Origin of the sequence: Paenibacillus alginolyticus DSM 5050 = NBRC 15375 (genome assembly GCF_000422905.1) — a bacterium.
Lineage (GTDB): Bacteria > Bacillota > Bacilli > Paenibacillales > NBRC-103111 > Paenibacillus_E > Paenibacillus_E alginolyticus.
On the sequence record NZ_AUGY01000166.1, the window covers coordinates 1 to 8,791 of the forward strand.

8 protein-coding genes are annotated in these 8,791 nt (G+C 44.0%); 1 reads left to right on the forward strand and 7 read right to left on the reverse strand.

The window, feature by feature from the left end; all coding sequences use genetic code 11:
- Positions 1 to 149: 149 nt before the first annotated feature.
- From G519_RS0136725 to G519_RS46435, 7 genes are all read right to left on the reverse strand, one after another.
- The gene (locus tag G519_RS0136725) at positions 150 to 623 is read right to left on the reverse strand and encodes a hypothetical protein (RefSeq protein ID WP_029198803.1); all 474 of its coding nucleotides are present in this window, start codon (positions 621 to 623) and stop codon (positions 150 to 152) included.
- A 672-nt stretch (positions 624 to 1,295) separates the two neighbouring features.
- On the reverse strand, positions 1,296 to 2,576 hold the full coding sequence (locus tag G519_RS0136735; protein WP_029198805.1) for a CehA/McbA family metallohydrolase: 1,281 nt from the start codon (positions 2,574 to 2,576) through the stop codon (positions 1,296 to 1,298).
- 28 nt (positions 2,577 to 2,604) lie between these two features.
- A complete protein-coding gene (locus G519_RS0136740; protein ID WP_029198806.1) occupies positions 2,605 to 3,489 on the reverse strand; it encodes a carbohydrate ABC transporter permease in 885 nt (294 codons plus the stop codon).
- Between the two features lie 18 nt (positions 3,490 to 3,507).
- Positions 3,508 to 4,398 carry an ABC transporter permease gene (locus G519_RS0136745; protein WP_029198807.1) on the reverse strand — a complete coding sequence of 297 codons (891 nt, stop codon included), beginning with the start codon at positions 4,396 to 4,398 and terminating at the stop codon, positions 3,508 to 3,510.
- 91 nt (positions 4,399 to 4,489) lie between these two features.
- Entirely contained in the window at positions 4,490 to 6,130 is a 1,641-nt protein-coding gene (locus tag G519_RS46430; protein WP_051254039.1) for an extracellular solute-binding protein, read from the reverse strand.
- A 184-nt stretch (positions 6,131 to 6,314) separates the two neighbouring features.
- Positions 6,315 to 7,100, reverse strand: a complete 786-nt coding sequence (locus G519_RS0136755) for a response regulator transcription factor (protein ID WP_029198808.1) — start codon at positions 7,098 to 7,100, stop codon at positions 6,315 to 6,317.
- Positions 7,097 to 8,455, reverse strand: coding sequence for a sensor histidine kinase (locus G519_RS46435; protein WP_051254041.1), 1,359 nt, complete (start codon positions 8,453 to 8,455; stop codon positions 7,097 to 7,099). The genes G519_RS0136755 and G519_RS46435 overlap by 4 nt, the downstream gene beginning before the upstream one ends.
- Before the next feature lie 89 nt (positions 8,456 to 8,544).
- On the opposite strand from G519_RS46435, the gene G519_RS0136765 reads away from it, so the two are divergent.
- Positions 8,545 to 8,791: transposase (locus G519_RS0136765; protein ID WP_029198809.1), on the forward strand; the 247-nt coding region annotated here is incomplete at its 3' end.

An 8,791-nucleotide genomic window follows, 5' to 3' on the forward strand; every position in this document is an offset into this window, starting at 1 on the left:
AATTGCTGGAAAACTGATCTACTCTGGGCGTTACTGGACATGGAAATTGTGCAGTTCCTGTATTTACAGAGAGCCATTCATCCAAACACTAAAGAATATCCAACGCTTGCCTAGATTTGGATGACGGTTAGAGTCATCCAGCCGAAATTTCAAAAGTAGTATTCTGGCGCAACGGGCAAGTATGCCCATTTCCAAGCAATTATTATGAATACCACTCGTTTACTTAGAAAACCGTACAAGAGAACCATTCTGTTGTATCTCTTAAATTTCAGATGTGTATGATGTTGCATGAGTAATTTCTTTGTTTTACCAATTCTTCCAATCGGCCAAAGGCTCCATGAATATTTCAGGCTTAGTATTTTATTATAGTTGTCCAAAGTCAGCTGGTTAGGCGCAAATTCTACCGTTCTGGCCAGCACTTCTCCCACTTTGCGATGCGCTATAAGCTTTCCATTAATGCTGCTTGTCACACTTTCTAATTGCTGCTGCATCTTGAGCCCAATCTCGTTATTAATCAATCCTTTACTATTCACGTATGCGAACGCGACGATGCCAAACAGGGTAACAACAATAAGAGGAACAAGCAGCAGCATAAATTTACTTTGAATACTTTTTAGCTTCATTAAAATCATCGCCTCCACCTATCTCTAGGATTATAGATTATCACTAGAAATTCAGTTCACTTTCGACAAATACCTCTTATTTTCGACATTATTTGAGTAAATTTATTATGAAGGTCCTTTCATCATTGCCGACCTGGTTTATCGTGGTAAAAAAGAAGGACCTGAGGCTTTACCTCAGGTCCTTTGTGTGCAAATCCAAATGTTTGAGCTTGGGCAGGGAATTGGATATAGGGCTCCAACCGCCCATATCCGCTTTCTCCATGATCATCTTCTTTTCTCTGCAGACCGATTTTGGAAGCTGTCGCAGAGCTAACGAACCGTGCACACGCAATTGTCCTCATCATGCGCATACTCGAATGGCTAACGAATCGCAGCCTCGTTACGTTAGCGAAAAAGCGTGATTTGGGGCTGTCTTTCCTACAATAGCGTTTTCTCGATTCGTTAGACTATCAAAAGCCCGCTTTTGGGCTTCATAACGTTTTCTGAGTTCGTTAGCGTTTGTCCACAATGAATCGACAGCCGACTTTGCACAATTGCAGAAGTTTTTGAATGGCCGCCTTAGAAAGGGGATACCCTTAAGCTCTACCTTGAAACTTATACTTTCTATTATGTAAATAAAAAACACAGCCTTTTAACAAACAAAAGGTTGTGTTTCTGCTTTCAAACTATTTACTAGTCAAAATAAATCGGGTTCGTTAACGCAACCATAAGCGTCATGTTGACCACATCGAAATGCCGCCAAACTTCGGCCCGTACAAACGTTGTTCCCTGTGCGTCAAAATGGATGCTAAGCCCCCCGTCTGAGGACACTAGTACTTCCTTTTCCAATCTGATGTTACTATAAAGCTTGATCTGATCTCCTGCCATCAAATCCTCGGCATGCAAAGACACTTCTCTGCTCCGCTCACCCGCTGGAACGATGTCTCCAACCCTATATGAGCCACAGTTCAGCTCCACAAATGGCCCGTTTGGCGCATAAGTAATCACCACGCGACCCAGTCCTATAGCGCTCAAAATGCCATCCACGGTTTTCTCAGAAGCGTACACCCATGTACATGGCATCGCATGCTTCACGTACGGATCCGGACGATGGGTATCGCTGCCGCCAACAGCAACAAGCCTTCTGCCAGAGACGAGTTGACTATGCCACCAATTCAGCGCTCTAACATTCCGCTCGGTAAAGGGACCATTCCATACCTCTACCCAGTCATGATCTACATTAAAATCCCATTCCCACGGGCAATACTCGCAGTGTGGGTGATTGATCACAATCTTGGCTCCGTTAGCGCGGGCTTCGGCAATCTTGGCATTGACGTCTTCCTGATTCTTCACCCGGAAATCACGGATCGGATCGGTAACGCCCAAGAAATTGCTGTGTCCGAAATTCGTTGTAAATTCCATTCCTGGAATCATAACAACACTTGTATTACGCGGATAGGTCATGTTTTGGCTGACTGTATTGTGATCCGTCATGGCGATGAAATCACAGCCGAGTTCCTCCATCTTTGCGGCATTCTCTTCCAGGGTAAAAGTGCCGTCGCTGTTCACGCTGTGAGTATGTAGATCTCCTTTCAACCAGCGAGGTCTCTTGTAAAGAAATTCGATGGTGACTGTAACGGAACAACCTTCATTCGGTACCTTGTAAGCGTTATGTAGAACCGCCCAGTTTCCCGGTGTCAAATCACCCGACAAATAGCCGGGAGTTGATTGTTCTTTTCCGAGTCGAAATGCTTTGCGCGCTCCTCCGCTCCAGCCTCTCACTCTGCCGGTGTCCCTCAGGCCCAAATCGATCACGGCCTCCTGTTCCCCATGTAATTCGATCACGTAAGCGACCACAATCTCCTCCACATGCTCGGGCATTTCAAAAGGCACTTCGATATAGGTGCTTTGCTCCGAATGAGCAATTTTTCGCGTAATGGTTGTAACTGAATGTATTCTTTCCACAGGTTTCATCTGTCGCTCTCCTTGATCTGCTCACTCTCTATTCTTTTACAGAACCAAGCATGATGCCATGTATAAAATACTTTTGTAGAAACGGATATACGATAAGAATCGGCACCATCGAAACCACGATTTTGGCTGCATTGAGTGTCTTATCTGATACCTTCATCAGCAACTCAAGCTTAGTCGAATCAAGTTCCAAGACGTTCTGGTTGACGACGAGCTGCTGAATATACGTTTGCAGCGGATAATTTTCCGCACTGCGCATGAAGATCAAGCCGTCGAAGAATGCACTCCAGTGACCGACAATACTGAATAAAGTGACGGTAGCCATCGCTGGTAGCGAAAGCGGCAGATAGACTTTGACCATCATATACCAAGGCCCCGCACCGTCCATGTAACCCGCGTCGCTAAGCTCCTTAGGCAAGTTTCGGAAGAAGTTCATTAGCAAAATAACGTTAAACACAGGTACCGCACCCGGCAGCACCAGAGCCCACATGGAGTTAAACATCCCTAATGCCTTTACGGTCAAATACAACGGAATAATTCCGCCGCTGAACAGCATCGTGAACAGCATGAACCACATGTACACGTTCCGGTATGGGAATTCCTTATTGCTTCTCGATAACGGATACGCCATCATAACGGTCAATACGAAATTGATTCCACCGCCCAGCAAAACCCTTTTTACGGAAACTAAAAACGCATTGAAAAAATGTGGTTCTTCCAAAATTTTACGATATGATTCCAAAGAAAAGCCAACAGGCCAAAACTTAACGAATCCCCCAGCCGCTGCCGCGTTATCGCTAAACGAGACGGAGAACACGTGCACAACAGGTGCAAGCGACAAAGCTGAGATGACTAGCATCACCAAGATTAGAGACGCTTCGGTTATACGAGCCGAAATCGTTTTATTGCGTACCAATGGCATTCACCTGCTTCATTAAAAAATTCTGTAATTCGCGTACGTATAGGCAACTCTGTACGAAATAAAGATGAGAATGAAACCGATCGCTGATTTCAACAAACCGACAGCGGTAGCTAAGCCATATTGGGCCTGCACAAGTCCTACCCGGTACACATACGTATCGATAATATCACCTGATTCGTAGACAAGAGGATTATACAAATTGAAAATTTGATCAAAGCCTGCATTCAAAATATTGCCTATGCTCAAAGTAGCCAGCAAAACAACTGTAGGAACCAAGCTCGGCAGCGTAATATAATACAACTGTTTCAATCTATTAGCTCCGTCCATTTCGGCCGCTTCATAGAGGGAAGGGTTAATGCCAGCTAGTGCAGCTAAGTAAATAATGGCGGCAAACCCGAACTCCTTCCAAATGTCTGTACTAACGACAATGCCAGGAAACAAGCTGTTTTTGGCCATAAACATAATCGGCTCGAAACCTAATGCTTTCAACGCATGGTTGATAATGCCGTCGAGCGACAGCATATCCATCACAACACCAGCCAAGATAACCCACGATATAAAATGAGGCAGGTACACAACCGTCTGCACCCATCTTTTGAAGATCCGGAATCTAATCTCATTGAGCAAAATGGCAAATGTAAGCGGAATGATGAGATGCGCGATAATTTTGCACACGGCAATAAATACTGTATTAAAGAAAATAACTTTACTGTCTCTCAGTTGAAACATGTACGTAAAATTTTCAAATCCGATCCAAGGAGAGTGCCATATGCCCAGACCGATCTTGAAATCTTGGAATGCAATCGCGATTCCGAACATCGGCACCAGATGAAAAATAATGAGCAGCACGATACCCGGCAGGAGCATCAAATGGTAGTGCTTATAAAACGATTTTATGTTCATGAACGATACACCTCTGTTCAAACTTATCCATTTTGATGGTAGAAAGAGCGCACCACCATTCGGTTTGGTGATACGCTCTTTTCATTTCACGTTACTTTTTGGACTTGCTGATTTCATCCATTACTTCTTTCGTGATTTCGTCGCCGCCTTGTGCTTTCCAATCGGTAACGAACTTATCAAACGAATCAAAGGGCTTCTCGCCCATTACGATGCCGAAGAAAGTTTCATTCTCTAATTTTTGAAGATTAACCCATTTTCTTTCCATTGTTTTCGTATTCGCTGTAAATTCGCTATACACCTTATTCATGTTCATCTTCAGCAAATCTGCTGGAACGGTGTACCCGTAATAACCTGACCAATCTTTCAGATCTGCTTTCGGATTAGCTTTGTCGCGAGTTGCCTTTGCAAGCAATTCTTTCATTTCCGGATTCAGCTCTTCAGGCTTGATTTGTCCGCCCATCGCCTTTTTCAATGTATCGGATTTTCTCTCTACAGCATCTGCATAATCATAGGTGGAATTTCCAATCGGCCAGTACTCTGCGCTTACCGAGAAATCTAATTTCAGAGCGTCTGGATCTACTTTACGCTGAGCATTGATAAACGTATTCGCATAAATCATAGCTGCTTCAGGATTCTTCATCCCTTTCTTCACTACAATAAACTGTGTACTTACCGGCACCATCATCGTGTTCACAGTCCCTTTGGCATCAGGGATCAAATAAGGCACGAAATCAACCTTCGGATTAAGCTTCAAAGCATCAGCAACCAATCCGCCGGACCACCAAGGTCCGAAGAACATACCCGCTTTACCGGATACGATGTTTTCGTTCGGGTCTTTGCGTAAAGCAAATTCCTTATCAATTGCACCTGCTGCATACATGTCACGTAATTTGCCGAGTGCTTGCTTCGTTTCAGGAAGAATCGAAGCGTAAACGGCCTTGCCGGAGCTATCCTTGATCCAGTTGGAAGGATAAGCGCCGAACGCTTGGAAAATACCCTTAAAGTCGCCCCGTTGCGCTTTACCGCTTACCGTTAATGCTTTCTCGAAACCGGCGATTCCAATTGTATCCGCTTTGCCATTACCGTCTGGATCTTTCTCTGCGAAAGCTTTGGCAATCGCAGCGACATCGTCAATCGACTTTGGCGGCTGGAGTCCTAATTTATCCATCCAGTCCTTACGTACCCATGCCATACTTGCGGCATCCGCTTGCACGCTAATATTCGGAATACCCATCAATTTACCTTTATAGGTTGCTTTCTCAATCGCTTTGTTGTTCGTTGATGCATACAATTCCTTGGCTAATGGGGAAGCATATTTGTCATACACTTTGCTTAAATCCTCAATTTGTCCGGCTTCGGCGAGGGAAAGGAAGATTTGCTCGTTGACAAGCATAACGTCCGGCAGATCATTGCTCGCGATGGCCAGTTTCATCTTTTGATCATAGTCCTGTGAAGCTGCATACCATAAAATTTTAAAGTTGATATTTGTTTTTTCTGAGATATATTTCATGTACTGATTGCTTTCGACTGTATCGCCAGCTGGTAACTTTGCGCCTGGGCTTAAGCTTTTGAAGGTGGTTACTTCAATCGGATTCAGCATCTTAAACGGGTCCACCTTAACGTTCGGGTCTGCTGCTTGCTTGACGCCGTCCTTACTGGCCCCTCCGCTTGAACATGCCGTCATCAGAACAACCAATGCCATGATAGATATTAGCGTTATTTTCTTTTTCATTTTGCACCTCCTCATTAATAACCCTGCACTTACATCTTAATGAAAATGAGAGGCATTCGGGTCAGTTAAAATCTTACGTTTAGGAGCAAATCGTCTTCTAAATGAGCATTTCGGGAACGTTTAGGAGACAAAAGTGCACTTCTTTGGAGACGATTTGTGTTGCTGTTGTTTTGTAAAAGCCGATTTATCTCTGGCTCTTGCGATACTCACCGGGCAGCATCCCCGTCAACTCACGGAATACTTTGCCAAAATATTTTTCATTCGGATACCCAGCCTGCGTGGCGATCCAACTAATCGTTTTCCCTTTTTGAGTAAGCAATACTTTCGCGTGATTCACTCGCACTTCCCGGATAAAATCGTTAAACGTTTTCCCGGCAATATCCCGAAAACAGCGGCTGAAATAGCTGCGGCTCATGTTCACCCTTTTCGCGATGTCAGGTAAAAGAAGCTCATTTTGAAACTCTTGATGAATAATGTCTACGGCCTTCCAAATACTTGCCTTCACTTCCGGCGAATACGGCCCCTCATCCTCTTCGGCAAACGTAAGAGCTCCATGGTTCTCCACTTTCGTTTCCCTTGTTCGTACATGCTGCTCCTGCATTTTACCGACAATTCTTCCTAGGATTTCGTCCATCTGCTCATGTTCAAGCTCGACCTTCGTCATGTAATCCAGCGCCCCTAGGCGAAGAGCTTCCTGAATCAGTTCAAAATCCTGATGAAACGTCAACACGACCATGCTAATATCCCGATATCGTTCTTTCACGCACCTCATCAAATCTATACCTGACATGACAGGCATCGCCAAATCGGTAATGAGCAAGTCCACCTGATTATTCTCCAGAAACTCCAACGCTTTTTTGCCGTTACCGGCTTCTCCGACGACCTCTAGGTTATGTTCACGCCAAGGCATCATCGCGATGAAGCCTTTACGCACCAAGTGATCATCGTCCACAACCATAACCTTTATCATCCGAGTACACCTCCTATTGGCAGACGAAGTATGATCGTCGTCCCTGAGCCGATTGTGCTTTTAATATGAAAACTCGCGGCAGCCCCGAATTGGAACTTCACCATACGGTTTACATATTGCAGCCCGATTCCCATACCTACCTTCTTCTTCTCTAACGTGTTCTCGCTCATTAATTGATCAATTTCTTCCTCTGTCATCCCGTCTCCATTGTCTCTAACTTCAATAATGACATGTGACTCGCCGTCTTCAATGACACTGACTTCGATCACTCCTCTATCCTCCAAACCGTGATACAACGCATTTTCAACAAGCGGCTGTAAAATGAACCTTGGAACCGGCAGCTCAAGCGCCTTGGAATCGGCGTGGATGTTCACATCGAAGTGGAAGTTATAACGGATACCCTGCAGCTCAACATAATTTTTCAAGGCTTCAATTTCATCTTTAATTCGGGCAGGGCCGCCTTTACCGAGATTATAATAGAGCACTTTGTTTAGCGTCGAAACCAAGCGGTCAATATCCTTCTGTCCATTGGCTCGAGCCAGCCAGCGTATGATATCGAGCGTATTGTGAATGAAGTGAGGATTAATTTGCGTCATTAATTTCTCGACTTCAAGAAATGCTTTGCCTTGTTCCTTCATCTCCACCTCGCTAATTAATTCGAAGATGCGGCTTCGCATTTCGGCAAACTCTTTATAAATAACGGCAAACTCCAAGATCTGAGATTGTCTTCTCGGGAAAACCTCGTTGTTGCTTTTCACATTACGAATATCCGTACTCAGCAGCTTGAGTGGACGATATACCGTTCGCCAAATCAGCCAGGCAATGAAGAAACTTGCTATAAGCGTTAAGATGGCAAAGAAGGCAAACTGCTTGATCCACCTATTGACTTCGAGGTTGTACACCGATTTGGGGACAGCGGCCAACACCTTCCAAGATTGGTTGCTGGTCTCCTCAAACAGCATATATTTGCTGTCTTTATTCGATTGGTTATTAGCATTATGCAGCATGCCGACAGGAAAATCAGCGGAATTCTCGCTATAAACAATTTTGCCATGATTATCAACAATAAGATGTACCAAGTTGCCGCCGAATTGATCGTTATCTTTGAGTATGCTTTCGGCCAATTTAAAATTAGTTTCTATGTAGACATACACATCGTTACGATCCGGCAGCTCGACTTTGCGCAGTATAGACAGTACTTCATTGCCGTCAATCGGGTTTAAAGAAAGATGCGGTCCCATATAAGTAAGTTTATCGAATTGGATAAGTACAGGCAGCTGCTTAAGGTCATAATCGTCACGAACGTTAAAATTTTCAAATAATCGCTGGTTGTTTTCCTCAAAGTAATAAAACATTTTGATTATCCAGTTAGCTCAGGAATGTCTTTAAATACGAACTAATGTTTGGTATAATGAAATCAAACATATGTTCGGGAGTGATTTTTATGGCAAAGCAAGAATCGATGAATCTTATTCAATTTCAAAAGAAGTTTCAAACCGAGGAAGCTTGCCATCAGCATTTGTTCAAGATGAAGTGGCCTGAGGGATATCACTGTCCAAAATGTCAGCACCAGAAGGCTTACGAAATTAAGACTCGTAATTTACCTCTTTACGAGTGTACGAATTGCCAACACCAAACAACCGTGATCACCGGAACGATTTTCGAAAAGACAAGAACGGATTTGGTCAAAT